A 24,786-nucleotide genomic window follows, 5' to 3' on the forward strand; every position below is an offset into this window, starting at 1 on the left:
GTCGCATCAGTCGACGGGTTGCAACGGACCTTCGACGTCCGGCAGCGAGTGCATCTCGATCGTGCGGGCGACCCTGGAGGCCTCCTGGCGCACGGCCATCGGGCCGCGAACGGACCCGATCCAGCGCTCGGGCGGCAGCTCGTCGGCCGTGGCCTTGCTCTCCGCGACCAGCGTGTGCGGGCGGCGCAGCGCCCAGCGCACGGGGAAGAACGCGAAGAGGAAGATCAGCGCGAGGATCAGCCACGCGGGCACGACGACCTGCGCCGGCGTCCAGGCGATCAGCACGACCACCATCACGACGAGCATGCCCGCCATCATGATGCCGGGCAGGACGCCGCCGCTGACGTCGTGCTCGAAGTCGTCGGACTCCGCGGGATTGCGCCACTCGATGCGGCTGTGGACAGTCCACATCCGGCCGTCAGCACCGCGCACCAGCCGCGTCATGTACCCGTCTCCCACGTTCGGTCGGTCTTGGACAAACCGTACCTGGAGCGGGCAGAGCCTTGTGGGTGAACTCGGCCGAGCTTGATCGTCACCGTCAGTCTTCGAGGACCGGTTTCGGGTAAAGCGTGATCGTCGTGACCGTGGTCCGCGGTGACGAGCACGGTTCGGAGGACGGCGACGGCGGGTCGGACGGCGACGACGACGCGTTGAGCGACCTCATGTCACGCATCGCGGTCTGCGACGTGCTGACGACCTCGGACCGCTCCGACGACTCCACGACCGTCTCGGCCCGCTCGACCGCCGGCGGGTCCTGGCGCTGCTCGCTGGTCGGCACCGGCACGGACGAGGAGGTCCTGCGCACGGTCTCCTGGCGCTTGCCGACGGGGTTGGCCACGTTCTCCTGCGGCTTGACCCGCTGCTGCTCGGGAGGGGGCGCCACCACGAGCTCCTGGCTGTGCTCGGAGCTCGCCGACCCGGACGTGGTCATGGCGATCACCGGGTTCTGGTCCGGCTGCAGCACGGCCACGCCCGGCGCGCCGTTGAACACGGCCGCCATCGTCCCGAAGAGCCCGACCGTCGCCACGCTCGCCGCCGCGACCGCCAGCTTCGCCTTGGTGAACAGCACCTTCCCGGCGAACGCGAGCCCCAGCGCGGGCACGACCAGGTACGCCGCGCTGGCACGCAGCGTCGCGCAGACCTCGTTCAGCTCGGTGTAGAGCTGCGTGCAGGCCGAACAGGCGTCGAGGTGCGCGCGGATCCGCCGTTCCTCGACGCCCTGGACCCCGCCCGCGGTGTAGGTGCCGAGCTTGGACCGGATCGCCGCGCACGACGAACGCCCGTCGTCGGCCGCGAGGTGGGCCTGCAGGTACGCCGCACGCAGCCCTTCGCGCGCACGGCGGGCCAACGCCGACATGGCGTTCGGCGAGAGTCCGAAGTGCGGTGCCACCGTGGCGGGGCGTTCGCCCTCCACCTCGACGCGCCACAGCACGACCCGCCAGCGTTCCGGCAGGCTGGAGAAAGCCCTGGTGATGAGGTTGTGCTCGGCCCTGCTGTTGGCGTTGTCGCTCACCGGCTCGACACGACGCCCCAGCTCCTCGTCCTCCACCGGCACGTCCCGCCGCCGCCCGCTCCACTCCCACGCCACCCGGCGGGCGACGGTGAGCAGGTAGGTGCGGACGTGGTCGGTGGGCCCGCTGCCGCGGCGGATCGCCTGCAGCATGCGGAAGAACGATTCAGCGGTGAGGTCGTCGGCCTCGGCCGCCTCCCGGACGTGCCTGAGAGAAAAACGGCGGATCGCGTCCGCATGCCGGGAGAACAGTTCGCCGTAGGCCGAGTCGTCTCCCTCGCGCACTCTGGCGAGCAGGTCCCGGTCGACCTCGTTCTCGTCGACCATCACAGGCTTCAACATGCCACAAGGGGCCAGAACTGCTCCTCGATGAGAACAGGTCGATACACAAGACCATCCGTTAGTAGTGGGCTGTTCAGCGCAACGTGATCGGTGACAGGACGGTCACAGGTGGGCGTCGGACGGTCGGCCGAACAAGATCGAGCGACTATCGTCACGCACGTGGTGGACTGGCGAGAACGCGCTTCGGCCCTCCTGCCGGAACTTCGGGCTGTCGCCGAGACCGAGGAGTGGTCCTGCCACGTCTTCTTCTCCGAGCTGTACCAGCTGACCCAGGAAGCGCACCGGGAGCAGGACGACGACGTGCTGCGGCGCGCGTACGGCTTCGCGCACTGGTGCTTCCACCAGCCGGAGCAGTTCCTGGAGAACGCGGCACTGATCAGCTTCTACGAGCACGTGTTCGACGACTGGGACCTCCGCGAGGAGGTGGCCGCGTGGCTGCCGGTCGACGTGCTGCCGAAGGTGCGGGCGCTGTGGGAGTGGCGCTGGCCGAAGGAGCAGTTGGACGAGGTAGATCAACTGCTGGCCGGTTTGGAACCCCCCTCGAAAGACGCCGTTTAAGGGCTGTTGTATAGTTCTCCCCGTCAGGCAGTGCGGATGTAGCGCAGTTGGTAGCGCATCACCTTGCCAAGGTGAGGGTCGCGAGTTCGAGTCTCGTCATCCGCTCTCGAAAGAAGTCCGGTACCCCCAGGGTGCCGGACTTCTTTCTTTTCAGCGCACTGCCGAATCGACGGTGAGCGTGCCCGCGTCCGCGTCCAACTCGGCGATCGGTCCGAGCGCGAGCGACAGCGGTTCGTCCCCGTGGCCGGCGTCGAGGCCGCCGAGCACCGGCACGTCCAGCGGCTCCAGCCGGTCGCGCAGCACGTCGAGAACGGTCCAGTCGCGGTCGGTGTAGTCCTCGAAGCCCGGGAACCGGCCGAGAGCGATCCCGCGCAGTCCTCGCAACGATCCCGATCGGATGAGTTGCGTCAGCTGCCGGTCGACGTGACCCAGCCCGACCGCCCGCGGCGCCTCCAGGAACAGGATCGTGCCGTCCAGGTCGAGCAGTCCGGTGCCCACCGACCAGGCGAGCGTGCCTAGGTGGCCGCCGACGACGTTCCCCGTGGCCACCCCTCCCACGCGGACGGCCGCCGTGAGCACCGCGGGGTCCCGGTGCAGCACGGCGGGCTCGGTCTCCATCAGCAACGACCGCGTCGAGGCCTCGGAGCGGGCGCCGCCCAGGAAACCGTGGACCCCGGCGACCCGGCAGTGTCGCCACAGCGCGAGGTGCAGGGTGGTGATGTCGCTGATCCCGATCAACGGCTTGGGGTCGGCCCGCACCGCGGCGAAGTCGACGTCGTGGGCGATGCGGTACGCGCCCGCGCCGCCTCGCGTGGCGAAGATCGCTCGCACTCCGGGATCGCGGTAGGCGGCGTTGAGATCGGCCAGCCGGTCTTGGTCGTGACCCGCCATGTAGCCGTGGCGGTCCAACGCGTGCTCGCCGACCTCGACGACCAATCCCCAGCTCTCGAGCGTCCGCACGGACTCGGCGAGCTCCTCCTCACTCGGGTAGCTCGCCGGTGACACGAGCCGGACCCGATCTCCGGCAACGACACGCGGAGGCAGCACAACGTTCACACGGCAGACTCTCGCAGGCGGAGTCGAGCGGTTCTCGGGGTGATCTCCGGGCCCGCGCGTGAAAAGGTGGTCCCAGACAGCTCGCTTCGACCTAAGGACCTGGAGATCATGGCCATCAAGCAGACGGCAAACGCTCACTGGGAAGGCTCCCTCGTCGAGGGCAAGGGAAACGTCAGCCTCGCCACCTCCAACAGCGGCAGCTTCGACATCGACTGGAAGGCGCGCGCCGAGGAGGCGGGCGGCAAGACCAGCCCCGAGGAGCTCATCGCCGCTGCGCACTCGGCCTGCTACTCGATGGCGCTCTCGCACGGCCTGACCGGCGCGGGCACGCCGCCCACCTCGATCGACACCAAGGCCGAGGTGAGCTTCCAGGCGGGCGTCGGCATCACCGGCATCCACCTGACCGTCCGCGCCAACGTGCCGGGCCTGTCCCAGGAGGACTTCGTCACGGCGGCCGAGGGCGCCAAGGCGAACTGCCCGGTCTCCAAGGCGCTCGCGGCCGTCGAGAACATCACCCTCGACGCTGCCCTGGTCTGAACCGCAGCTCCGCGGGCCCGTGACTGATCAGGTGCCTGCGGTAGCGCACGTCGCCGGGCTGCTCGGCCACCTCGGACGAGCGGTCGAGCAGCTCTTCGGCGACGATCCGGCCCTGCAGCCGCGCGAGGTGGGCGCCCAGGCAGTAGTGCGGGCCGTGGCCGAAGCCGAGATGTGCCGGCACGGACGGCCTGCCGGGGTCGAAGTCCTCGGTGAACACCTTCGGGTCGCGGTTGCCCGCCGCGTAGTCGAGGAACAGGTGCTCGCCCTCCTCGATCTCCACCCCGCCCGTGGTCACCGGGCACGTCGCCGTCCGGAAGAACCCGACGAACGGCGCGTCGAGCCGCACCACCTCCTCGACCACACCGCCCAGCCGGCGTTCCTCCGCGTTCAGCCGCAGCAGCGTGCTCGCCAGCATGTTGGTCGTCGAGTCAGTACCCGCGACGACGACCGCGAGGCACAGCGAGAGCCGTTCCTGTTCGGAGAGCTGCCCGCCGCGGAACGCGTCCGAGCGCCCGAAGTAGGCGCAGAACTCGTTCATCCCGGCGAAGTACGAGCCGAGCGCGCGCTCGCTGACCTCCTCGCCGCTGGTCAGTTCCAGCACCGGTGCCACGAACTCGCGGAACAGCGGGAAGTCCGCTTCGGGCACGCCGAGCACGTCCCCGACGACCCCCAAGGCGAACGGGGCGGCGAACTCGCTGACGAAGTCGGCCTCTTCCGGCAGTTCGTCGAGCAGGGTCCTCGCGCGTTCCCGAATTGAGTCAGCCATGTGGCGCACGGCCGTTTGAGTGAATTTCTGATTCGCCGCCGCACGAATTCGAGCATGTCTTGCGCCGTCCGCCGCGTTGAGCGAGGACATCAATTCGAGCAATCGCCGCTGCTCCGGCGGCATCAACGCCGCCACGGCCGCGACCTGCGGACCTGTCATGTTCCGGGAGGAGAACGTCACCGGATCAGCCAGCACGGCACGCAGTTCGGCGTATGCGGTCACCCGCTGGGCGTTGATTCTCGGGTCGAATTCCATTGCGATATCTTGGCGCGGTTACGGCCTTTGTCGGGGCTGACGACAGGACGAACAACGTGATCATCCGGCTGCTCGGACCGCTCGAACTCACCGGTCCGAACGGAGCAGTTCAGCTCAGCAGCGCAGGACAGCGGACTCTCGTCGCACGGCTGGCGTTGAATCCGGGAGAGACGGTGCCGAGGAGTGCGCTCGTGGACGCGCTCTGGTCGGACGAGGCACCGGCGAGCGCCACGAAGACCCTGCACAGCCTGCTCGCGCGCCTGCGGGGGCAGATCCGCGACGCCGGGCTGGGCGAGTTGATCACCACCCGTGAGCCGGGCTACGTGCTCAACGCGCCCGCGGACACCGTGGACGCCGCACGGTTCGAGGCGCTTGTCGCAGCAGCACGGCACAGCGACGAGCCGTTGGCGTCCGCCAAGATGCTGCGCGAAGCCCTGTCGTTGTGGACGGGCGATCCGCTCGCGGACTGCCGTCCGGGCGAGTGGACCAGGCAGGAGTCCGCGCGGCTCACCGACCTGCGGATGGACGCGACCGAGGAGCTGATGGAGTGCTCGCTCGCGCTCGGTGAGCACGCCGCGGTGGCGCCGCTGGTCAACGCGCTGGTCGAGCAGCACCCGTTCCGCGAGCGGCTGTGGGAGCAGCTGATGATCGCGCTGTACCGGTGCGGGCGGCAGGCCGAGTCGCTGGCCGCGTTCCAGCGGGCGCGCGGCGTCCTGGTCGGCGAGCTCGGCATCGAGCCCGGCACCCGGCTGCGCGACGTCGAACGAGCGGTGCTGACCGCCGATCCCCGCCTCGACCTGCCCGAACGCCCGCCGGTCCCGGTGCGCGGCAACCTGCCGGCCGACAGGTCGAGCTTCGTGGACCGCCCGGAGACCGAGCACGTCGCGGACCTGATCAGGCGGCACCGGCTGGTCACGCTGATCGGTGTCGGCGGCGTGGGCAAGACGCGGCTCGCGGTGCACGTGGCGCGCAGCGAGCAGCCGCCGGACGGCGTGTGGCTGGTGGAGCTGGCGGCGTTGCGCGACCGGGCCCTCGTGCCGCACACCGTCGCCGAGGCGCTGGGTGTGGTCGACCAGACCGGGCGAGGGCAGCTCAGCGTGCTCACGGAGTTCCTGGCTCAGAAGGACGCGCTGCTCGTCTTGGACAACTGCGAGCACGTCGTGGACCACTGCGCGGTCTTGGTGGACACGTTGCTGCGGGTGGCGCCGAACCTCCGTGTCATCGCCACGTCCCGGCGCGCGCTACGGGTCTACGGCGAGCAGGTGATGGCCGTGGCGCCGTTGTCCGTGCCGTATCCGGCGGCGACGTTGTTCGCCCAATGCGCCGATGCGGCGATTCCCGGCTCGTTCGTCATCACGGCCGCGAACGAGCAGGCCGTCACGGACCTGTGCCGGCGGTTGGACGGCATCCCGCTGGCGATCGAGATGGCGGCGTTGCGGGTGCGCGCGCTGACGCCGGCGCAGCTGCTGGAACGGCTGGACGACCGGTTCCGGGTGCTGACCGACGGCGGGCGGACCGCGTTGCCGCAGCACCAGACCCTGCTCGCGACGATGGAGTGGAGCTTCGACCTCTGCTCGCCGCGCGAACAGCTGCTGTGGGCGCGGGCATCGGTCTTCGCGGGCAGCTTCGACCTGGCCGCGGCCGAGGCGGTGTGCTCCGACGACGCGCTGACGGCGGACTACATGTTCGACGCGGTCGACGGCCTGGTCGACAAGTCCGTGCTGCAGCGCGAAGAACATGCGGGCGTGGCGCGCTATCGGTTGCTGGAGACCATGCGGCAGTTCGGGCAGACACGGTTGCGTGCGAGCGATGAGGAGCCACGGCTCAAGACGCGCCATCGTGACTGGTACGCAGGCATTGCGCTGCAAGGAGAACGGGCCTGGTTCACGCCACGGCAGATCGCGACCGTGGGGGCGATGGCGGCCGAACGCGGCAACCTGCGGGCGGCGCTGGAGCACTCGCTGACGACGCCGGGTGAGGCCGACTCGGGGCTGCGGCTGGCGGCGACGCTGTGGTTCTACTGGGTCGGTTGCGGGCGGTTCGCCGAGGGACGGCACTGGCTGAACTGGGCGTTGTCGCTGGAGACCGAGCCGTCGCGGGCGCGCTGCAAGGCGTTGTGGGTCACCGGATACCTGGCGACGTTGCAGGGCAACACCTCCGCGGTGCCGGCGCTGCTGGAGTCGTGCCGCGCCGAAGCCTCGGTGCTGGACGACGAGGACGCCGACGTCTACGCGACCTACGTGCAGGGCGCGGCGGCGGTGTTCGACGACGACCTGCCGCTGGGCGCAATGCTGCTGGCCGAGGCAGACCGTCGCCACGCGGAGCTCGGGCACATGGACAGCAACGTCGTGATGGCGCGTGTGGCGTTGGCGATCACCGTGGCGTTCGGCGGCGAACTCGACCGTGCGGCGGAGATCTGCACCAAGGCGCGCGCTGTGTGCGAGGAGAACGGTGAGCTGTGGGCGCGCGCGTTCGCGTTGTACGTCCTGGCTTTCGTGGCGATGGGCCGTGGTGACATCGCCGAGGCGCGCGAGCTGGCGACGTCGTCGTTGCGCATCAAGGAGAAGTTCCACGACCTGCTGGGCATCGCGGTGTCGGTCGAGCTGCTGGCGTTGATCTCGGTGGTCACCGGGTCCGCGTCGCACGCCGCGATGCTGCTCGGCGGTGCGGACCGGGTGTGGCAGTCGGTCGGGCTGCCGCTCTTCGGATCGGCGAACTTCGCGGCCTCGCACGACCAATGCGTGGCGTTGTGCCGGCAGGCCTTGGGTGCGGAGGCCTACGACGAGCACTTCGCGCGCGGTTCGGCGATGACCGTGACCTCAGTGGTGGCGGCCGCGCAGTCGTGACGCAGGTTCCGCGCAGCCGGACGCGGACAAGCTGGCGGGATGAGGACCAGCGTGCGCACACCCGACGCGGGAACCGTCGAGGAAGTGCTGAAACTCGCCGCCAGGGCACCGTCGTTCGACATCGTTCCGCCGTGGCGATGGCGGAACGGCAACGAGTGCCTCGAGCTGGTGTCGGCACGTGCGGACCAGGTGGCGTTGCTCGCGTGTGGTGCCGTGCTGCACCACGTGCGGGTCGCGCTGTCGGCGATGGGCTGGGACTGCCACGTGCTGCGGACCCCGCAGCCGGACGGCCAGGTCGCGTCGGTGCACCCGCGCTGGGAGCTCGACCCGTTCTCGTGCGAGGTGGCCTCCGCGGCGGCGATCTCGTTGCGCAGGTCCGATCCCCGCCCCTGCCTGTCCGACGAGGTGCCGGACTCGGCGCTGACGTGGCTGCTGCACGCGGCCCGCGCCGAGAACTGCGAACTGGAGCTCGTGGCGCGACGCAGCGGCGTGCTGCTGCGGATGCTCGGGCACGACTGGCTGAGCATGGGCGAGGCCGTGAGCGCCGTGCTGCTGGCGTCGACCGTGTGGGGCCTGGCGTCGCAACCGCTGCTGCACGAGGGCGAGGTGCTCGTCCGCGTCGGCTGGCAGTCGCCCAATGCCGAACCGTTGCCTCAGTCGGCCCGCTAGCGACTCCCTTTGCGGGGACTATGTGTGGCGTGGACCGGGACAGAACGCTGGCACACCTCAGCGAGGACGACTGGGGCAGCCCAGACTCGTCGTCGACCCAGCTCTACCGGGACCTGTGCGCACTGCGCGACCTACCGGTCGGCCAGCTCACGCCGACGTCGCTGCACCTGCTCGTGACGCACCAGGTGGGCCTGGACGTGACCGCGCTGCTGGCGCTGGAACAGGTCGAGAACGATCCGCTGCGCTCGGTCGCCCTGTACCCCGGAGACCTGCTCGCAGCTCTACTGAGAGTAGATCACTCGTTCTGGGCCGATCACCCAGCGTTGCTGTCGAGAATGTCCGCTCTGCTGGACCGCCTGCGCACCCTGCCGGACGGCGACTGGCAACTGCTCGTGTCCGCAGCCGAGCAGTTCCCCGGTTAGGCGCATGTTAGGCGTCCCTTTGCCGGCGGGTGAGTTGCTTGCACCATGACGAAGACCCTCGCGGCGGCCGGCCTCACGCTGGCCTCTCTCGCCGTCTCCGCTGTCCTCTTCTCCCCGGTGGCCTCCGCCGAGACCTGCAAGGCTTCCTACTACTCGGGCGGCGGCACCACGGCCAGCGGCGAGCGCTTCGACCCGAACAAGCTGACGGCCGCGCACAAGACCCTGCCGTTCGGCACGCGCGTGAAGGTGAAGAACAGGTCCAACGGCAAGACCGTGACCGTGCGGATCAACGACCGCGGCCCGTTCATCACCGGCCGCTGCGTCGACCTGACCCCCAAGGCCTTCAAGGCAATCGCACCCCTGTCACAGGGCGTAGTGGGCGTCACCGTCACAAAGGTGTGAACGAGTAGAAAAAGACTGCTTTGCTTGACCCAATCGAGTGAACGAGATAGTCAATCCGGGTGTTCGCTGCGATGAGTGGGCCTGCGCGACTGGCGACCGGAGCGGTCCTCGGCGTGGTCGTCGCGGCGTTGTGCGTGCTCGGGACGTATGTCGGATCGCTCATGGCGAGCGATCCGACCGAGCCGGGCAGCGACAAACCGGCCCGCGTCTCCCTCGTCAACACGCCTTCGTTGATCCCCACGGAGTCCGAGACTCCGTCACAGACCGTGTCTGTCAGCTCATCGTCCGCAGCGTCGTCCACGACCACCACCACGACGACTTCGACTTCGACGACGACCACCACTCCGGCCACCAGTGCCGTGACGACCACAACTCAGGCGCCGCCGCCGGTGACGACCACGACTCGGCCACGTCCGCCGGCTCCGACGACCACCACGACCACGCGGCAGTGCGGTCTGATCTTCTGCTAGTTGCCACGCGGTCCTGCTTGCGGGGAAGACCGGCGCGCAGACCGCGGCCATGACCTGCACCGTCAGGATCAGCGGGTCTCGGTGTGACTTGTTGCATGAAGCAAGCGAATCAGGAACCAAAGCAACTGGCGATCAGCGAGAATTTCCGGACCGTCGCTCCCGGGGGTCCTGTCATGTCCGCTAGCGCCAGTCGAGCCGCGCCAGTCGTGGCCGTGCTCGCCCTGCTCGTCGCCATCGGCGCGGGAGCGTGGGCCGCATGGGGCGACGGGTCCGGGAACGCCTATGCCGATGAGGTCGTGACAACGCCGGACCCGACGCCTCGACTGCCCTATGTCGAGGCCGTGGATCCGTTGGTGGACCCGCCCGGCGACATCGCGTTCGCCAAAACCGGCCGCCCAGCCGTCTTCGAGCGTGACTCGCTGTTGTCAGCGGACGAACTGGAGATCGCGGAGGCGACCGGCGTCGCGAAGATCGAAGCGCGCGTGACCAGGCAGAAGGACGACACGGTGGTGGGGGTCTGGAGGTTCACGCTTCGCGACGGCGCGAGCCCGTTCACCGCGTTGGACGAGCTCGACGCGCTCTTCGGCCGCGGCAACCACCAGCTCATCCCCAGCTCGGACGACGTCCTGCTCCGCCGCTTCGTCAACGAGGACAAGAGCGCGGTCTACCACGCGCACTACGTCCGCGGCCGGGACGTGCTGCGCGTGGACGGCTACGGTCCCCGCGCCACGGACCAGGTCATGGAACTGCTCGACCGCCAGCTCGCACACGCTCCGGCGGAAGCCGAGCCGGAATGACCTCGACCGAACCTGCTGTCGCGCCGATCGCTGAGGCGCGGCGCGTGCCGAAACCCGCCGTCGCGTTGCTCCGCGCGGTGGCCGCGGTCCTCGTCCTGCACGGTTTTCTCGTCGGGCTGTGGACGACCCAGCACGACGTCCGCCTCGGGTACCTCGACGCCGTGCGGCACGTGCTCAACCGGCCGCTCGGCATCGGCGAGGACTTCGGCATGTTCGCGGTCATGCTGCTGCTGACGACCGGTGGCTACCTCGCACAGCTCGACCGCGCACCACTGCGGTGGCAACTGGTGCGCGGTTACCTCCCGATCGGCGTCAGCTCGGTTCTCGCCGCGATCGTCGCAGCGTTCGGCGCACGGATCTGGTCTGTTCCCGTGGAACCGGAGACCGACGTCCTCGCGGCCGCGAGCAACGTCGTGCTCATCGGCCTCGTGGTGGACGAAGTCCCGCTGCTCGTACCCCTTGCCTGGTTCGTGCTGCTCCTCCTGGCCGGCGCCGCAGCCGCTGCGGTGATCAACGAGTACCGCGGTCTGGCGATGCTCGTCGTGCCTCTCGGGCAGATCGTGCTGTCGGCGGCCGTGGTCGCCGTCGCGCCGGACAGCCGGCTGGCGGGGGTGATCGTCTTCTTTCCCCTGGTGGCTGTCGGGCAACTGATCGCGCTCGCTCAGCGGGCAAGCCTCAAGACGGGGTTCGTGGTCGGCTTCGGGTTCCTGGCGTTGTTCGTGATCGTGATGCTCGAGACGCTCAGGCCCGAGTTCGCCAGGTGGTGGTACCCGGTCCCGGCGGTGCTGACGATGCTGCTGGCCGGACTGGCGGTCGTGTTCAGCGGTGACCTGGCCGCACGCCTCGCAAGCTCTCGTGTGGTGCGCTGGCTCAGCGATCACGCGATCTGGCTCGCGTTGCTCCAAGGCGTCGTGGGGTACGCCCTGCTGGACGTGCTGAAAGGGCCCTTGCCCATCGGCGTGGCGCTCGCGGTGGCGGTGGCCGGGACCGGTGCGACCGCGGCCGCGTGCCATCGGCTCGTGCGACGGGTGACGGCATGAACACGAAGCCGGGATACATGCCCGGACTCGACTTCGTCCGCGTCGTCGCGTCGGTCGCCGTCGTCTACCACCACTACGCGGACTGGATCCACCTCGATCGCGAGCAGTACGCCACCGCGAACGAGGTCAACTCGCTCCTGGTCGACACGCTGCACCTGAACCCCACCCTCGGGTTCGCGGGTGTGGCGGTGTTCCTGCTGATCAGCGGCATGGTGATCACCGGCGCGTCGTTCCGGGAAAGCGGTCCCGAGTTCCTGGCGCGGCGGACGGTCCGGCTCGTTCCCGCGCTGTGGGTCGCAGTGTTCATCGCCTGGTCGATGGTCAGCTCGGGGCTGCTGCCGGCCGCCCTGCCCGCGGACTTCGGCGACCTCTTCCTGAACGCGTTCCTGATCAACTACCTGGTGCCGGAAACGTCAGAGGTGCTCGGCATCGACTGGACGCTGGCGCTCCAGTTCGTCTTCTACTTCTACGTCGTCGCGACCATGCCGCTGCTCAGGCGCTGGCCTTGGGTGCCGCAGGCCGTCGCGGTCACGCTCGTGTCGGTGTTGATCTCCGTCGTGCCACCGGAGGGCGGTCCTCCGTTCAGCTTCCTGCGTCAGGTGGCGACGTTCCTCCCCGTGCTGTTCATCGGCCAGCTGATCGCACTCGTGCGGTCGGGAAGACTGCCGATGCTCGCCGGTGTCGCACTCGGCGCGATGCAGTACCTGCTCTTCATCCGGGCAGACCTGACCAGCGAGACCTGGCCCGGCAACGGCGAGGCCTACCCGCGTACCCTCGCCATCCTGTTGATCGTGGTGTTGCTGGCCAGCCGGGCAGACGGAAAGCTGGTGCGGGCGCGATGGGTCGCGGTGGCGTCCAAACGCACCTACGGCCTCTTCCTGCTGCACATCCCGGTCGGCATCCCCTTGCGTCGCTTGATCACCCCGTTCACCGGATACTGGTTGGCCATGTGCATCGCGATCGTCGTGGTGCTCATCGCGACAGAACTGATGTACCGCTTCGTGGAGACTCCGGTGGAGCAGTGGTATCGAAAGCGGACGAAGGCACGCAGCACCAAGCCCGCCGTTGGTCAGGGGAACCGGAGCACATGAACGCGGTCGCATGCACGATCACCAGGGAGAGCGGGCTGCCGCTGGCGACGGTGCTCGCCAGGTCGTACCTGGCCCACCACCCCGGCAGCCGGTTCGTCATCGCCGTGCTCGACGCCGAACCCGGTGCGCGCTCGGAGAACGGCATCACCCTGCTGGGTCCCGGTGCGATCGGGGTGTCCGAGGACGACTACTTCGGCCTCGCCACGGCCTATCCGCCTGAGCAGCTCGCCGAGGCGCTCAAGCCGTTGCTGCTGCGGGAGCTCCTCCTCGACGCCGACGTCGCCGTGCACCTCACGTCGTCGAGTTTCGTGCTGGCGCCGATGGACGACCTGCTCACCGGTGCGCACTCGCTCGTGGTCTCGCCGCACTTCCACCGGCCCTTCGACGACGTGAAGTCCGACGAGGGGCGACTGGTCGGCACCGGTGTGTTCGATCCCGGGTTCGTCGTGGTGTCGCAGGAGGCGGTGGAGTTCCTGGACGGCTGGGCGGAGGCCGTCCGCACCTTCCGCGCCATCGACCTCGGCCGCGGTGTGTGGGCCGACCAGGCGTGGTTCGACCAGGCCGTGAGCCAGCGGCCGCACCACGTCGCCCGCACCACGGCCGGTGTCTGGAACGCCTTCGAACGACAGGTCGGCGACGACACCCAGGTGATCGACTTCCTCGGCTTCGACGCGACCAGGCCGTGGCTGCTGAGCACTCACCTCGCCGGGCGGCCGCGCACGCTGCTCTCCGCGCGTCCCGACCTGGCGCCGGTGGTCGACCGCTACGCGGCGGCGCTCACCGAGGCCGGGTACATCGCGCCGGAGGACGTCGCGCCGACGTGGCTGAGCGAGCTAGCCGACGGCACGAAGATCACGCCGCTGGTGCGCGCGATCTACCGGCAGGCCGCGATCGAGGACGACGAGCCGGCGCCGCACGCGTTCAGCGGGCAGCCCTTCCGCGACTGGCTCACCGAACCCGAGCTCGGCACGCTCAACCGGTGGGCGGCCGCGATCTGGCGCGACCGGGCCGACCTGCGCGGCTACTACAACGACGCGGCCAACCCCGGCTACCTGGACTGGCTGCGGACGTTCGGCGTGCCGGCGGGCGACCTGCCGGTCTGGGCGATCCCGGCACCGCCGCAGCCGATCACCCCCGCGAACGACGAGCTCGGCGTCAACCTGCTCGGCCACCTCACCGCGGTGCTCGGCGTGGGTGAGCTGGGCCGCTCGCTGCACGACGCGCTCGCCGCGGCGAGCGTGCCCACGGCGTCGGTGATCGAGGACGAGTTCGTGGTCAACGAGCTCGGCATCGACGCTCCCGAGGACGTCAGCAGGCCGCGGTTCCCGGTCAGCGTCCTCTGCGTGAACGCCGACCTCACCCGTGCCGTGCTGCAGGCGCACCCCGAGGTCGCCGAAGGCCGGCACAAGATCGGCGTGTGGTCGTGGGAGCTCGACGAGTTCCCCGAGTCGATGCACGTCTACGACAGCCTCGACGAGGTCTGGACGATCAGCGAGTTCTGCCGCGAGGCGATCGCCGCCCACACCGACAAGCCGGTGAAGGTCTTCCCCATCCCGGTCAGGCACCGGGCGGCCGTGTCGAGGAAACCGGGTGGCCGCACCAGGTTCCTTTTCGCGATGGACTTCAACAGCGTCTTCAAGCGCAAGAACCCGCTCGGCACCATCGAGGCGTTCCGGCGTGCGTTCCCCGGCCGCGACGACGTCGAGCTGGTGCTGAAGGTGATCAACGGCAAGCTGCACGTCCCGGCCGCCGAGCAGTTGCGGGCCGCCGTGGCGCTGGACGACCGGATCACGTTGATCGAGAAGTACCTGTCCGCGCAGGAACTGCACGAGCTCTACGAGAACAGTGACTGCTACGTGTCGCTGCACCGCTCGGAAGGCTTCGGCTTCACGGTCGCCGAGGCGATGTCCATGGGCATCCCGGTGATCAGCACCGACTACTCCGGCACCGCCGAGTTCCTGGACCCGGTGAACTGCTGGCCGGTGCCGTACGAGATCGTTGAGGTCGGACCGGACGCCGCGCCCTATCCGCCGGACGCGCGCTGGGCCGAACCGGATCTCGATGCGGCCGCACAGGCCATGCGCGAGGTCGCGGACGATCCGGCACGAGCCGCCGAACGCGGGCTGGCCGCGCGGGACCATCTGCGTCGCACGCGCAGCACCGAAACGGCAGCGGAATGGATCGAAGAGCAGGTCAAGGACGCTTGGCAGGTCTGGCGGAAGCGCTCTCACCCGGTCACGCCCACCGCTCCCGCACCGGAACCGGTGGCGGGGCGAGGTGTGACGCCGGTTCTGCGCAAGGCGATACTGCGGGTGGTCAGTCAGGTCGAGCGTTATAAGGCATCCGGACCAACGGTCCGATAGGCCGCGTCACGACTTGGCGGTTGACGGGTCAGCCCTCAGGTGGGACATGCACAATGGCCGGGTTCGTACATGGAGAAAGGGGCTGTCAGCGTGAACTGGCAGGACGAACTGCGCAAGCTGGACGACGAGCTTGCGAGCGGCCGGATCTCGGCTGACGACTACCGGGTTCGCCGCGACCAGGTGCTGTTCTCCAGCAACACGAGCGGCCAGCAAGCGTCAGGGCAGCAGCGTTGGCAGGCCCAGCCGCCGTCAGCGGCGCCGGCGGGGCCGACGACGGGTTCCCAGGCGACCCAGTTCATCACCCCGGTCGGCGGTGGTGAGCCGCCGAAGCCTGCCCCGAACCCCGACGCCACCCAGGTCGTGACGCCGCGGCCGGCGGACGCCGACCGCACCCAGGCGGTCCCGAGCGCCGGCATGGGCCAGCCGAACTACGGCCCGCCCTCCCCCGCGCACGGTTTCCAGCAGCCCGGTCCGCCCCCGTGGCAGGCCAGCACCGACCAGGCGCCGCCGTGGCTGACCCAGTCGAACGACAACTGGTCGCGCTCGGGTCCCGAGGTGTTCGACGAGTCCTCGTCGGGCAAGGGCAAGAAGGTGTTCGCGATCATCGGCGTGGTCCTCGTGATCGCGCTGATCGGTGGTGCGGTCTGGTGGTTCGGTCTGCGGGGCGGCTCTGGCGGCACCGAGAACACGACCGCCGCCGCGACGACGACCTCCACGACCACCAAGCCGAAAACCGCACTCGAACTGCTGCCGGCGGCGCCGGGCACGGCCGACCCGAACAACGGCGAGGCCACGCCGGACAAGCTGGTCACGGCCGGCTTCCTCACCCCGGAGGAGGGCGACGTGCTGACCACCGAGGGCGTGCAGAAGATCGCGTTCAAGGGCGGCAAGGACGGCGCGTTCACCTACCACGCCGAGGTGTTCGAGACCGACTCCCCGGAGAAGGCCACCAAGATCGCGGCCGACCTCGCCGAGGCGGCGGGCAAGTCCGGGATGGTCGACGGCGCTCGTGGCGCGTTGCCCGAGAAGGCCAAGGTGCTCCAGCTGATCAAGCCGAAGCAGAGCGGCTCGTACGTGGTCGTGTACTCGACCGGCAAGCAGGTCGTGCGTGCGTCGACGGTCCAGGAGCCCATCGGTGACGCCGACACCGACCTGATCCAGAAGTTCCAGGAGTACAGCGTCGCGGTGTCGAGGAAGTTCCCGGCCGCCTGACATGAGCAACGACGTCGTCGACTACGCGGACGGCGCCGAGGACGCCGTTCTCGAACGGCTCCGCGCGGCGACGGACGTCAGCGCCGGTTCGGCTGAGCTCGCCACGAACCTCGGTGGTTCGTGGGAGCTCACCTACCACTTCTCTCCTCAGCGGCTCGGGTTGCTCGCGCCCTTCGACTTCCGGCCGGGGCAACGGGTGCTCGACGTCGGCTGCGGCAGCGGTGTGCTGAGCCGGGCCATGGGCGAGGCGGGCGCGGACGTCGTCGGCGTCGAGGGCGTGCCGTTGCGCGCGGCCGCGGCGCGGGAACGGTGCCGCGACCTGCCCAACGTGCGGATCGTCGACAGCCCCGCCGTGGAGTTGAGCAAGCAGGGGACGTTCGACATCGCGATGGTCTGCGGGGTGCTGGAGTACTGCGACCCCGAGCAACTGCTGGGTGATGTCGCCGATGCCCTGGACGACGACGGCGTGCTGGTGCTCGCGATCGAGAACCAGCTCGGCCTCGGGTACCTGCTCGGCCGGGCGGAGGACCACCGCGGGAGGTCGTGGGTGGGTCCCGCCGGGTATCCGGGCTCCGGCGCGCGGACGTGGAACCGGCAGCGGCTCGGTGAACTGCTCTCCGCCGCCGGGTTCACCGCCCAGCGCTGGCTCGCGCCGTACCCGGACTACAAGACCCCGCGGATCGTCGTGGACGCGTCGCTGCACGACCGTCCCGACGCCCCAGAACTGATCGACAAGCTCGTGCGCGACCCGCTGCAGGGCGCGTTCGGCGGCACCGTCGGCGCGGTCGCCGGGAGGCTGCCACACCGACTCGCCGTCGCGGACGGGTTCAGCGCGGCGGTCTCGCCGTCGTTCCTCGTCGTCGCGGCGCGCACGCGAGAGCCCGTCGAACGGACCCTGCGGCCGGGCCTCGCCTGGATGGTCAACAACGGACGGTTGCCGCAGTGGCGGCGCTCGCGGACCCTCACCAGTGATCTCGACCTGGTGGTGGCCGACGGCCGGGAGAGCGTCGCGGGCTGGCTGCGCCAGGTGCTCGTCGAGCGCGACCCGGTGTTGCCGGGTGTCGCGCTGGACAGCCTGCTGCTCGACGCCTTGGCGGTCAACGACCTCGCCGGGTTGCGTGATCGCCTGGCGTTGTGGCGCGAGCACTGCACGGCGGACGCGCGGCCCCACACCGACGCCGACGCACGCCACCCGTTCCTGCCCGGTCGCGAGGGTGTCCAAGTGCTGCCGCCGGACTGCCTCGACGTGCATCCCGGCAACGTCATCGTCGCCGAAGACGGGACGTACCACCGGATCGACCTCGAGTGGCAGGCCGAGTCCGGAGTGGACGCCGAGCTCGTGCTCGTGCGGGCGCTGCTGGAGTTCGCCCGTGAGGTCCACCGCAGCGGCGCCGCACACCCGTGGCCCGCGCAGTGGTCGATCAGGCAGCTCACCGAAGAGCTGACGGCGCTCGCCGCGGTGCCCGCGCCGAGGTGGGACGACCTGCTTCCGGCCGAGGCGACGTTGCAGGAGCTCGTCAGCGGCACGCCGGCGGACGACGTGCTCGCCACGTTGCTGGACGAGCTCGACGTGCCGGGCAGGCCGAGGCTCTGGGAAGGGCCCGCACTTCCCGAACTGCAGGACATCGCGGTCTCGGCGCAGCAGATGACCGCGCGCGCCACCGAGATGACCACCGAGCTGACCGACAAGCTGCACGAACGCTCCGAGGAACTGGAGCAGCTGCACAAGCAGTCGAACGCGGCCACCGCCGCGTTGCGCGACGAGATCGGCCGGTTGGACGACCTGGTCGGCAACTCGTTGATGGAGCTCGCCGACACCGACGCGCGCCTCACCGAGCAGACGGCGCTGGCGGACCGGCTCGCCCATGAGAACGCGGAACTGCGGGCACGTCTGGACAAGCTGGACTCCTCGTCCATCGTCCACATCGGACGCGAGTACGTCTGGCCCGCCGCCCGCGCGCTGCGCGGCACCCGTGACCTGCTGCTCGGCAGGGGCGGCGAGGAGACGGACGCGGTGCTGCGCCGGCTGGGCCCGATCGCACCGCTGGTCGGTGGCCGGATCCGCGAGGTGAGCAAGCACGACCGCGCCGCGCGGCTGCGGTACGAGGTCGCGGTGCCGGAGAGCGAGATCGTGGTCGGCCGCGGCCAGGTCGTCGAACTCGAGGGCACGGTCGTGCACGAGGACCTGCCGGTGCAGACCGTCGCCGTTCGCGCCGACGGCAGGACGTGCCCCGGCACGACAGGCCACCCCGGCAACGGGATCCGGCTTCGGGTGCCCGTGCGCGCACGCACGTCACCGGGTCTCATCACGCTAGAACTGCTGGTGACGCTGGCGGACGGCACGATCTTCCGCTGCGACCTGCCGCCGCTGCACGTCCGTCCACAAGCGACGGTCGAACGCATCGCGACGACGTGGCCGGGCAGCGGTCCGAGGGTCGCGATCTGCCTCGCCACCTACAACCCGCCGCGGCACCACTTCGCCGCGCAGCTCGACACGATCCGCGCGCAGACCCACCAGAACTGGGTGTGCGTCATCAGCGACGACAACTCGGACGAGACCGGCCGGGCCACGTTGCGCGACGTGGTGGGCGACGACCCCAGGTTCGTCGTCGTCGAGCACGACGAGAACGCGGGCTTCTACGGCAACTTCGAGCGGGCGCTGCGACTCGTACCGCCGGACACCGAGTTCGTCGCGCTGTCCGACCAGGACGACCTGTGGGACGCCGACAAGATCGAGACGTTGGTGGCGGAGTTCGCCGACCCGTCGGTGCTGCTGGCGTACGCGGACATGCGACTGGTCGACGACCACGGCACGGTGATCACCGACAGCGTGTGGACGGGCAGGCCGAAGCCGGGGCCCGACGCGGACCTGGAGCAGTTGTTGCTCCTCAACACGGTGACCGGGGCCGCGAGCATGGTGCGCGCGGACGTGCTGGCCGAGCGCATGCTGCCGTTGCCGCCCAGCACCCCCGCGTCGTACCACGACCAGTGGCTCGCCGCGTGCGCCCTGTCGATCGGCCGGATCGCGTTCGTCGACCGGGCGCTGCACTCCTACCGCCAGCACGGTGCAAATGTGACCGGCTGGCAGGTACCCCGCCTCGCCGAGGGCCTGCCCGGCCTCAAGGGGCTGGCCAGGTACGCGCTCGGACTCGACCAGGACTCGTTGGCGCACAAGCAACCCGAGCTCGACCACATCATCGAGCACGAGACGCGCAGGATCGCGCAGTTCGCCACGGTGCTGCTGATGCGCAACCACGACCTGATGTCGCCCGAGGTGGTCCAGCACATCTCACGACTGACCACGGCCGAACGCAGGCTGTGGCCGTTGGTGCGGCTGGCGCTGGAAGGCGACCGCCCGGACACGGCGGGTGCCGAACGAAGGCTGCTCGCGGCCGCGTTGCTGCGGCGCGCTCAGCGTTAGCGGGATCTCGCCGGCGCCAGACCGCATTCGACGAGGACGTCGTCCAGCACGGCGTCCGCGTGGACGACGGTCTGCGCCCATTCCTCGGCGCTCGCGAGCCGTGCGCGTTCGACGCCCGCGCGGATGGCGTCCTCGCGCTTGAGGTCGCGTGCGTACTTCTTCTCCCAGGCGATGTGCGGCAACACGTCCAGGCGCAGCACCCGGACGGCTTGCGGCTGCCACTCGGTGATCTCCGCCGCCGCCGTGCCGGGGCCGAGCGCGATGACGACGTCGTAGAGGCCGACGCGTTCACGGCTCCACGCCACCGGTTCGGCGTCGGACACGACCTCGATCCCGGCCGGTCGCCAGTCCTGTTCCGGTTCCTCCGGCACGAACAGCGTGACGGCGGCCTCGTGGTCCCGGGCCCTGAGCGCGGCGAGCAGGTTCGCGTCGACGTGTTCGTCGGCGACGACCAGGATCCGTGCGGTGGCGGGCCGATCGCGCAGCCACCACAGCCGGTGGGTGTGCTCGTGGATGCCCAGCGCCGGCGGGCGGGTCGCCAGGTCGTCGGCGTGACGGCGGCGGAACACCTCGCGGTTGATGTCGGAGAGGCGTTCGGCCGTGGCCGTCGAGCTCGTTCCGTGCCGGACGTGCAGCACCCGTGACGCGGGCTGGACCCACACCTGCCAGCCGAGCCGGCGCAGCACGAACTGCAGATCGGTGTCCTCGTAGTAGGCGACGTGGTACTCCGGCGAGAACCCGCCGGCCTCGTAGAACGCCTTGCGCCGCATGACGAGGCACGCGGCGGAGGCGTAGTCGACGACTCGGGGGTAGAACGACTCGACGTCGTACTGCCCGTCGCCCCAGCCCCTGCTGTACGCGTCGCCGCCGAGGAGGCTGCCCGCCTCCTGCACCCGGCCGTCGGGGAAGACCATCAGCGGCGCGACCGCGGCGGCCTCGGGCCTGCCGTCGAGGAACTCGAGCAGCGGGGCCAGCCAGCCCTCGGTGACCTCGACGTCGGCGTTGAGGAAGCAGACGAACTCGGTGCCCGCGTGCTCGACGCCGACGTTGCAGCCGGCGCCGAACCCCAGGTTCTCGTCGAGCCGGATCACGGTCGCCGCGCGGAGGTTGTCCTGCAGCCACTGCCCGGTGCCGTCGGGCGACGCGCTGTCGACGACCACGACCTCGTAGGGCTGCTCGGTGTGCTCGGCGAGGACCTCCAGGCAGCGTGCCGCCATCGGTCCGCCGCCGTAGGTGACCAGTACGAACGTGACGCGGGGGTTCACCGGCCGCGCAGCTTTCCGTAGACCACGCGCGGCAGCCGCGTCCACCGGTAGAGCTTGGTGGACCGCATCGCGGCGAGTTCGGCCCGTTCCGCGGCCAGTGCGGCGAGGACGTCGCGGTGCCGCGCCGCCAGATCGGCGTGCAGCCGCCGTTCGGTGGCGAGGTCGGGCCCGATGTCGCCGCTGCGGCTGAGCATGTGCTCGACGACCGCCTCCCGTTCGGCGATCAACCGCGCGTGCAGCTGCCGGTGCGCCTTGCGCAGCGCCTGGTTCTCGGCCGCGAGCAACGCGACGCGCGGCTCGACGCCCCCGGTCCTCGCGAAGGCTTCCTCCGCGAGGCGCGCCACCGCGTTGAGGTGGTCGTCCAGCAGCCGGACGGCCTTGGCGGATCGCTCGACCTTGAGCGCCCGCCGCATGGCGGTGACCAGCCTGCTCGGAGCGGTGACGACCTGGTCCGCGCTGCCGAACTGCTCGACGGCCGCGCGGTCGGCACCCTTCGGGTCGAACAGGACCCACGTCCGGCCAAACGCTTGCGCGGCCGCTGCCACGTGCTCGTCACCGGCCACCACCGCGGCCGCGTTCGCGATCACGGCCAGCCGGTCCTCGACGACGGCGTCGTGCGGCATCGTCGGCCAGCCGGTGTCCTCGGGCTTGACGCCGGTGGGCAGCACCACGACGTGGTCGATGGCCAGCAGTTCGGCGGCCTTGGCCACGGCCGGCCGCAGCCGGGCGAGCGGCGTGCTCGCGGTGACGTGCAGGACCAGGTACCGGTGCTCGGGCAGCCTGCCGAGCTGCCGGAGGTGCTGCACACGAGCGGTGAGGACCGCCGGCTCCACCAGCCGGTCGGCGAGCACCCCGACGTTCGGCACGACGTCAGGCCCCTCGTCCCGCGTCGACAGCACCCGGAGGCCGGCCTTGCCGCCCGTCCTGACCGCCACCGCGACCGCGTTGCCGGGCACCTCGGCGATCTCGAGCGGCCCGGACGGCGACACGACGATCAGGTGGAAGTCGTCAGGCCCGACGGAGCTGAGCGGTGTGGCCCCCAGCCCGCCGTCGGCACGGTGCGAGTGCGCCTGCCGCGCGAGCGGGGTGATCCGCCAGTCGCCCAGGCGTTCCCTCAGCTCCCGTTCGAGCACGCGCACGGGCAACTGGTCGCCGAGCCCGTCCAGTTCGGTGCTGCACAACAAGCCGAGCGATCCCCCGACGGCGGTTTCTTCACGCACCGGACTGACTCTACTGGCCTGACCTCACCCGGACCGGCGAGTCGGCGAAGGTGCAACCCGCGACCCGTGCTACACGTCTACTACGGGTGTAGGAGCCACTCGGAGGCGACAATGTTGATCACCGTGACATTAGTCACATTGGGCGGTTTGGCGTTCTTGGTGCGAACCGTAGCGGTCCTCCTGGCCGTTTCCTCATCCAAGAAGGCCAACGATTACCCTGCGCCACAAGCGTCCGCCAATTGAGATACTCGTTCGGAGTACGTCTTACGGCGGAACGTTGCCTTACCGTACGATCCTTTCGGGTCGTATGACTGATCAGTCACCCGAAGGGGACCTCACAGGGGTAGGTGCGCCATGGACCACGCACTGAACAAGGTCATCGAGCTGCGCGAGAGTGGCTTCCAGTTCCTGCACTTGAGGGACGACGCCGGGCAGCTCGACCGAATCATGGCGTTCAAGCAGCGAAGAGGCTTCATCGACTCGATCCTGTTCTGGTCGGAGACAGAGGCGCGCGCGGGACGTCTGCCCGCGGTACGCGACTCGGCTCGCCCGGCCCAGGCCGTGTGGATCTACGAGGGCCCGTTGGTCGAGGCCGTGGACAGGCTGCTGGACCTGCCTGAACCCGGTTCGCGCAACGCTCCCACGCTGATGAAGGCGACGGCCTCGGATCTGGCTGTCGTGACCACGCTGCCGTTCAAGCTGAAGTTGCCGCCGGGCGCGATCGCCTAGTCACTTCTTTTCGAAGTCGCCGCGCTTGATGGCGCTGATGAACGACGCCCATTCCGGCGCGGCGACCTCGTAATTTGACGCGCTCTTGGAGTCGCGGACGCGCGCGACTGAGCCGAACAGCGCAATCTCGACGCAGCTTCCGTTTCCGCCGTTGTTGCTGCGGCTGCTCTTGCGCCACACAACAGACACTTCAACCCCTACCTTTCGGCAGCCAACCTCTCGATCCACGCTGCGGACTCCTCTGGGGTCAACGCCAGCTTCGAGAGGTGCTTGAAGGTAAGGGTAGTGGTCTTCACGCGGGCAGGGTCGTCGATGTGAAGCGATCCGCCGGTGTGCTCGATGTAGAGGATCTTCGGGTCTCCGGCGTATGGAAAGTCCAGCAGGTTGAAGCCGCCGTTGTGCCCGTCGTGTAACCCGGCCATGTCCAATACGACCTGAACCGTGACGTTCGGTAGCAGGCCGACCTGGTTGATGTGGAGAAGTTGATCGCGATCCGCGTACCGGAGGGCCGCTTCGGTGACGATCGCGTGATACGAGATCGGGCTGTCGCCGACGAGGCGTCTCTGCCTGCGGTGGCGGATGGCGATCTGGTCATCGATCCACTTCTTGGACCGCTGAGCCCGAGATCCGGCGAAAAGCGTCCGCATGTACCCCTTGCTCTGGATCATCCCCGGGATGTGGTTCGGCTGGAACTCGCGAACCGTTGAGGCGTCGTGCTCCAAGCTGATGTAACCCTGATCCTCGATTCGGTACTGCTTCCACCAACCCTTCTCCTTGGCCAGCTTCCACATTTCCAGGTAGGGCTCCAACTCGTCGCCGATCACGCCGTAGACGTCCAGAATCGTGCGCAACGCGTGGATGTCCGGCACCTGGCCGTTCTCGATGCGGCTGAGCTTCGGAACGTTGTAGTCGATCCGGTCAGACGCTTCGCGCTGACTCAACCCGGATCGTTCGCGCAGCAGTTTCAACGCCTCGCCGAGGCGTCGCTGCCGGAACGTGGGTTCAGCCACGGCCCAAACGTTACGGGCGAGATCCGGAATTTGAGATTCTCACTCGCCGAGTGCGGTGAGGACCGTCGTGGTCATGGACCACCTCCACCGCATTGAGTACCACCGGCGTCTGTCCGACGGTGCGCTGGTGCTCGAGCACACCGAAGAGGTCGTCGACCACGGTTGGTACATAAAGAAAGGCGACGACTGGCGCCGCCGGTACACGCTGGGGTGCGCGCACGACTTCATGTCCCGGGCCGGAACGAAACCGGGGCTGTACGCGATATCCGTGTGGCGGGGCGAGAACCGGGTTTGCACCGTCGGAATCGACTGGCGTCCCTCCAAAGGATGAAGAACTTCCCTCGCCTGAGTTACGCAGCTTGATGTAGAGGGTCCGGACACGACACGTTCGCGCCTATGAACCTCAGGAAGACCGTCACGGGGGCCGCTGTTGCCCTCGGCAGCGCCACCGTCATGCTCGGCCTGGGTGGTATCGCACACGCCGACACCGGGTCCGCCGCCGCTCACACCTCGCCCGACCTGGGTGGCCAGCTGGGCGACATCGCCACCGCCGGCGACCTCGCGTCCGTGAACACCGCCGACGCCACGGGCAAGATCCAGGCGATCAACGCGCAGGACCTCAACGCCGCCGCGCTCGTCGAGAACGTCGACGCAGGCGCCACGGGCCTTCCGGCCTCCACGCTGCTCGGCCTGAGCGAGCCGAACGGCGTGCCGACCGGCGCCGCGGCGCTCGACATCTGATCTGACAGACCTTCCTGGCCGGGGCGGCGCCCGATTCCCTCCCCCTCGAATCGGGCGCCGTTCC

24 protein-coding genes and 1 tRNA gene are annotated in these 24,786 nt (G+C 69.5%); 16 read left to right on the plus strand and 9 right to left on the minus strand.

Annotated features, from left to right (window positions below):
* Positions 1–6: 6 nt before the first annotated feature.
* Together IEY88_RS21625 and IEY88_RS21630 are read right to left on the minus strand one after the other, a co-directional pair.
* Positions 7–444 (minus strand): DUF983 domain-containing protein, encoded by a 438-nt coding sequence (locus IEY88_RS21625; RefSeq protein WP_189156573.1) that lies wholly within the window; start codon positions 442–444, stop codon positions 7–9.
* 94 nt (positions 445–538) lie between these two features.
* Positions 539–1,852: a sigma-70 family RNA polymerase sigma factor gene (locus IEY88_RS21630; RefSeq protein WP_229693612.1), complete on the minus strand. Its 1,314-nt coding sequence runs from the start codon at positions 1,850–1,852 to the stop codon at positions 539–541.
* Between the two features lie 159 nt (positions 1,853–2,011).
* On the opposite strand from IEY88_RS21630, the gene IEY88_RS21635 reads away from it, so the two are divergent.
* Entirely contained in the window at positions 2,012–2,410 is a 399-nt protein-coding gene (locus tag IEY88_RS21635) for a DUF7674 family protein (protein ID WP_189156574.1), read from the plus strand.
* Positions 2,411–2,442: 32 nt separating this feature from the next.
* A tRNA-Gly gene (locus tag IEY88_RS21640) sits at positions 2,443–2,515 on the plus strand.
* A gap of 45 nt (positions 2,516–2,560) precedes the next feature.
* Here the strand turns inward: IEY88_RS21640 and IEY88_RS21645 are convergent.
* A complete protein-coding gene (locus IEY88_RS21645; protein ID WP_229693613.1) occupies positions 2,561–3,466 on the minus strand; it encodes a S66 peptidase family protein in 906 nt (301 codons plus the stop codon).
* Positions 3,467–3,574: 108 nt separating this feature from the next.
* Here IEY88_RS21645 and IEY88_RS21650 point away from each other — a divergent pair, with 108 nt between their 5' ends.
* On the plus strand, positions 3,575–4,003 hold the full coding sequence (locus tag IEY88_RS21650; RefSeq protein WP_030480288.1) for an OsmC family protein: 429 nt from the start codon (positions 3,575–3,577) through the stop codon (positions 4,001–4,003).
* On the opposite strand, the gene IEY88_RS21655 is transcribed toward IEY88_RS21650, so the two are convergent.
* The gene (locus IEY88_RS21655) at positions 3,978–4,769 is read right to left on the minus strand and encodes a cytochrome P450 (RefSeq protein ID WP_189156575.1); all 792 of its coding nucleotides are present in this window, start codon (positions 4,767–4,769) and stop codon (positions 3,978–3,980) included. The two genes, IEY88_RS21650 and IEY88_RS21655, sit on opposite strands and share 26 nt — an antisense overlap.
* A 311-nt stretch (positions 4,770–5,080) precedes the next feature.
* Between IEY88_RS21655 and IEY88_RS21660 the strand changes: the two genes are divergently transcribed.
* The 4 genes from IEY88_RS21660 to IEY88_RS21675 are packed head-to-tail and all read left to right on the plus strand — an operon-like array spanning position 5,081 to position 9,363.
* On the plus strand, positions 5,081–7,870 hold the full coding sequence (locus IEY88_RS21660; RefSeq protein ID WP_189156576.1) for an AfsR/SARP family transcriptional regulator: 2,790 nt from the start codon (positions 5,081–5,083) through the stop codon (positions 7,868–7,870).
* Between the two features lie 39 nt (positions 7,871–7,909).
* A complete protein-coding gene (locus IEY88_RS21665; protein WP_189156577.1) occupies positions 7,910–8,539 on the plus strand; it encodes a hypothetical protein in 630 nt (209 codons plus the stop codon).
* Between the two features lie 29 nt (positions 8,540–8,568).
* On the plus strand, positions 8,569–8,961 hold the full coding sequence (locus tag IEY88_RS21670) for a contact-dependent growth inhibition system immunity protein (RefSeq protein WP_189156578.1): 393 nt from the start codon (positions 8,569–8,571) through the stop codon (positions 8,959–8,961).
* Between the two features lie 45 nt (positions 8,962–9,006).
* On the plus strand, positions 9,007–9,363 hold the full coding sequence (locus IEY88_RS21675; RefSeq protein ID WP_189156579.1) for a septal ring lytic transglycosylase RlpA family protein: 357 nt from the start codon (positions 9,007–9,009) through the stop codon (positions 9,361–9,363).
* Here IEY88_RS21675 and IEY88_RS21680 read toward each other — a convergent pair.
* On the minus strand, positions 9,350–9,706 hold the full coding sequence (locus IEY88_RS21680) for a hypothetical protein (protein ID WP_189156580.1): 357 nt from the start codon (positions 9,704–9,706) through the stop codon (positions 9,350–9,352). The two genes, IEY88_RS21675 and IEY88_RS21680, sit on opposite strands and share 14 nt — an antisense overlap.
* A gap of 300 nt (positions 9,707–10,006) precedes the next feature.
* Between IEY88_RS21680 and IEY88_RS21685 the strand changes: the two genes are divergently transcribed.
* The 6 genes from IEY88_RS21685 to IEY88_RS21710 all read left to right on the plus strand — a co-directional run bounded on the left by IEY88_RS21685 (position 10,007) and on the right by IEY88_RS21710 (position 19,757).
* Complete coding sequence (locus IEY88_RS21685; RefSeq protein ID WP_189156581.1) at positions 10,007–10,630, plus strand: hypothetical protein; 624 nt, start codon at positions 10,007–10,009, stop codon at positions 10,628–10,630.
* Entirely contained in the window at positions 10,627–11,670 is a 1,044-nt protein-coding gene (locus tag IEY88_RS21690) for a hypothetical protein (protein WP_189156582.1), read from the plus strand. Before IEY88_RS21685 ends, IEY88_RS21690 begins: the two co-directional genes overlap by 4 nt.
* Complete coding sequence (locus tag IEY88_RS21695) at positions 11,667–12,761, plus strand: acyltransferase family protein (protein ID WP_189156583.1); 1,095 nt, start codon at positions 11,667–11,669, stop codon at positions 12,759–12,761. Before IEY88_RS21690 ends, IEY88_RS21695 begins: the two co-directional genes overlap by 4 nt.
* Entirely contained in the window at positions 12,758–15,124 is a 2,367-nt protein-coding gene (locus IEY88_RS21700) for a glycosyltransferase (RefSeq protein WP_189156584.1), read from the plus strand. Before IEY88_RS21695 ends, IEY88_RS21700 begins: the two co-directional genes overlap by 4 nt.
* Positions 15,125–15,193: 69 nt before the next feature.
* Positions 15,194–16,336, plus strand: coding sequence for a hypothetical protein (locus tag IEY88_RS21705; RefSeq protein WP_189156585.1), 1,143 nt, complete (start codon positions 15,194–15,196; stop codon positions 16,334–16,336).
* Position 16,337: 1 nt separating this feature from the next.
* Complete coding sequence (locus IEY88_RS21710; protein WP_189156586.1) at positions 16,338–19,757, plus strand: glycosyltransferase; 3,420 nt, start codon at positions 16,338–16,340, stop codon at positions 19,755–19,757.
* Here the strand turns inward: IEY88_RS21710 and IEY88_RS21715 are convergent.
* Positions 19,754–21,022 (minus strand): glycosyltransferase family 2 protein, encoded by a 1,269-nt coding sequence (locus tag IEY88_RS21715; protein ID WP_189156587.1) that lies wholly within the window; start codon positions 21,020–21,022, stop codon positions 19,754–19,756. The two genes, IEY88_RS21710 and IEY88_RS21715, sit on opposite strands and share 4 nt — an antisense overlap.
* On the minus strand, positions 21,019–22,242 hold the full coding sequence (locus IEY88_RS21720) for a hypothetical protein (protein WP_189156588.1): 1,224 nt from the start codon (positions 22,240–22,242) through the stop codon (positions 21,019–21,021). Before IEY88_RS21720 ends, IEY88_RS21715 begins: the two co-directional genes overlap by 4 nt.
* Before the next feature lie 354 nt (positions 22,243–22,596).
* On the opposite strand from IEY88_RS21720, the gene IEY88_RS21725 reads away from it, so the two are divergent.
* Positions 22,597–22,971: a hypothetical protein gene (locus IEY88_RS21725; RefSeq protein WP_189156589.1), complete on the plus strand. Its 375-nt coding sequence runs from the start codon at positions 22,597–22,599 to the stop codon at positions 22,969–22,971.
* On the opposite strand, the gene IEY88_RS21730 is transcribed toward IEY88_RS21725, so the two are convergent.
* Both IEY88_RS21730 and IEY88_RS21735 read right to left on the minus strand, forming a co-directional pair.
* Complete coding sequence (locus IEY88_RS21730; protein ID WP_308426004.1) at positions 22,972–23,151, minus strand: DUF397 domain-containing protein; 180 nt, start codon at positions 23,149–23,151, stop codon at positions 22,972–22,974.
* A 17-nt stretch (positions 23,152–23,168) separates the two neighbouring features.
* A complete protein-coding gene (locus tag IEY88_RS21735; RefSeq protein WP_189156591.1) occupies positions 23,169–23,981 on the minus strand; it encodes a helix-turn-helix domain-containing protein in 813 nt (270 codons plus the stop codon).
* Between the two features lie 73 nt (positions 23,982–24,054).
* On the opposite strand from IEY88_RS21735, the gene IEY88_RS21740 reads away from it, so the two are divergent.
* Positions 24,055–24,312, plus strand: coding sequence for a hypothetical protein (locus IEY88_RS21740; RefSeq protein ID WP_189156592.1), 258 nt, complete (start codon positions 24,055–24,057; stop codon positions 24,310–24,312).
* Positions 24,313–24,377: 65 nt separating this feature from the next.
* Positions 24,378–24,722: a hypothetical protein gene (locus IEY88_RS21745; protein WP_189156593.1), complete on the plus strand. Its 345-nt coding sequence runs from the start codon at positions 24,378–24,380 to the stop codon at positions 24,720–24,722.
* The last annotated feature ends 64 nt before the right edge of the window (positions 24,723–24,786 follow it).

This window comes from Lentzea pudingi (assembly GCF_014646255.1).
Lineage (GTDB): Bacteria > Actinomycetota > Actinomycetes > Mycobacteriales > Pseudonocardiaceae > Lentzea > Lentzea pudingi.